The following is a 2,373-nucleotide window of genomic DNA, read 5'->3' as shown; positions in this document are numbered from 1 at the left end:
AACCGGCTTAGCCGCATAACCTGAACCGCCGTATACGGAACCGTACGTACGGTGGTGTGAGAGGACGGCGGATGTGAATCCGCCTCCTACTCGATCTGTATGGCGCACCAGGCGGGATTCGAACCCACGACCCCTGCCTTCGGAGGGCAGTACTCTATCCAGCTGAGCTACTGGTGCAGCGCGGGCGCAATCATACGCATCTCGCGGGCGGGCGTCCATGCTGACGGTTTGTGTGTGATTGCACACGAATCCGGCGGATAGGCCCCGAGTGATCGCCGGAACAGTCCGTGATTGGATGGTGCGTTAATTTTTTCGAACATACTCTTGCCCTTTATCCCGCATGACCCTAGGATTCGTTTGAGATTTCAAACGTTCTTGCGGAAACCGTTCGGAACTCTGTGCGGCCCTGGTCAATCCTAATCAGACGGATTACCTAAAATTGATAGGGTGCGGCATCGCGCCTGTCAGAACATCTTTATATGGGCGCTTGCCCATGGTGGCAACAACAACCGTCCGACGCCCGGGTGTCGCGATGAAGGAGAATGTCATGCAATTGAAAGACACCCAGCTGTTCCGTCAACAGGCTTATATCGACGGAACCTGGCTGGACGCCGATAGCGGTCAGACCATTAAGGTCAACAACCCGGCCACCAATGAAGTCATCGGCACTGTGCCTAAGATGGGCGCCGCGGAAACCCGTCGCGCCATCGAGGCGGCCGACCGTGCCTTGCCGGCCTGGCGGGCGCTGACCGCCAAGGAGCGTGCGACCAAGCTGCGTCGCTGGTTCGAGCTGCTGATGGAGAATCAGGACGACCTCGGTCGCCTGATGACCATGGAGCAGGGTAAGCCGCTGGCCGAGGCCAAGGGCGAGATCGCCTATGCCGCCTCCTTTATCGAGTGGTTCGCCGAAGAAGCCAAGCGCGTCTATGGCGACACCATTCCCGGCCATCAGGCCGACAAGCGCATCCTGGTGCTCAAGCAGCCGATCGGTGTGACTGCCGCCATCACCCCGTGGAACTTCCCGGCGGCGATGATCACCCGCAAGGCCGGCCCGGCGTTGGCTGCCGGCTGCACCATGGTGATCAAGCCGGCTTCGCAGACCCCGTTCTCGGCCCTGGCCCTGGTCGAGCTGGCGCACCGTGCCGGCATCCCCAAGGGCGTGCTCAGCGTGGTCACCGGCAGTGCCGGCGAGATAGGTGCGGAGCTGACCGGTAACCCGATCGTGCGCAAGCTGAGCTTCACCGGCTCGACCGAGATCGGTCGCCAGTTGATGGCCGAATGCGCCAAGGACATCAAGAAGGTGTCGCTGGAGCTGGGCGGTAACGCACCCTTCATCGTCTTCGACGATGCCGATCTGGATGCCGCGGTGGAAGGCGCCCTGGCGTCCAAATACCGCAACGCCGGGCAGACCTGCGTGTGCGCCAACCGCTTGTATGTGCAGGACGGGGTGTACGACGCCTTCGCCGAGAAGCTGATGGCCGCGGTGGCCAAGCTCAAGATCGGTAACGGCCTGGACGATGGCATCACCACCGGCCCGCTGATCGACGCCAAGGCGGTGGCCAAGGTTCAGGAACACATCGCCGATGCGGTGGGCAAGGGCGCCAAGCTGGTCGCCGGCGGCAACAGCCTGGGCGGCAATTTCTTCGAGCCGACCATTCTGCTCAACGTGCCGAACCACGCCGCGGTCGCCAGGGAAGAGACCTTCGGCCCGCTGGCGCCGCTGTTTCGCTTCAAGGACGAGGCCGAAGTGATCGCCATGTCCAACGACACCGAGTTCGGCCTGGCCTCCTACTTCTATGCCCGCGACCTCGGCCGCGTGTTCCGTGTGGCCGAGGCGCTGGAGTACGGCATCGTCGGCGTCAATACCGGAATCATCTCCACCGAGGTGGCGCCGTTCGGCGGCATGAAGGCCTCGGGCCTGGGCCGCGAGGGCTCCAAGTACGGCATCGAGGACTATCTGGAGATCAAGTACCTCTGCCTGGGTATCTAGTCAGTCGCTACTGCGCTTTGGCGATGCGGCGTTGGCGGTATCGGGAAAAATGCTCATTGGCAAAAGCCAACTCCGCTTTTTCCCGACACCGCCGCCTTGCCTCCCCTTCGCTCGCTACGCTCCGTGAGAGTGCTGTATCGATGAGGCAAAAGAATTATTCCCCCGTGGCCGGGAGGGCTGTAGCAGTCGATCATCGTATGCTGCTGCCGCGCTAACCCGGTCATTTCATCCTTGAACCACGCCGCCCGATGAGCGGCGAATGAGGACGCCATGAGCCAGACCAACGAATCCCTGATGCAACGCCGCACCGCCGCCGTCCCGCGCGGCGTCGGCCAGATCCACCCGATCTTCGCCGAGCGGGCGCAGAACGCCACGGTCACCGA

2 protein-coding genes and 1 tRNA gene are annotated in these 2,373 nt (G+C 62.4%); 2 read left to right on the top strand and 1 reads right to left on the bottom strand.

Annotated elements, in window-relative coordinates; translation table 11 throughout:
* Positions 1 to 100: 100 nt before the first annotated feature.
* Positions 101 to 177, bottom strand: a tRNA-Arg gene (locus tag BM315_RS24055).
* Between the two features lie 370 nt (positions 178 to 547).
* Here BM315_RS24055 and gabD point away from each other — a divergent pair.
* Together gabD and BM315_RS25210 are read left to right on the top strand one after the other, a co-directional pair.
* Positions 548 to 1,990: an NADP-dependent succinate-semialdehyde dehydrogenase gene (gabD, locus tag BM315_RS24050; protein WP_090506212.1), complete on the top strand. Its 1,443-nt coding sequence runs from the start codon at positions 548 to 550 to the stop codon at positions 1,988 to 1,990.
* 270 nt (positions 1,991 to 2,260) lie between these two features.
* Positions 2,261 to 2,373: hypothetical protein (locus tag BM315_RS25210; protein WP_244527381.1), on the top strand; the 113-nt coding region annotated here is incomplete at its 3' end.

This window comes from Pseudomonas borbori (genome assembly GCF_900115555.1).
In the GTDB taxonomy this organism is placed as follows: domain Bacteria; phylum Pseudomonadota; class Gammaproteobacteria; order Pseudomonadales; family Pseudomonadaceae; genus Aquipseudomonas; species Aquipseudomonas borbori.
This window is presented reverse-complemented; position numbering and strand designations above follow the sequence as displayed.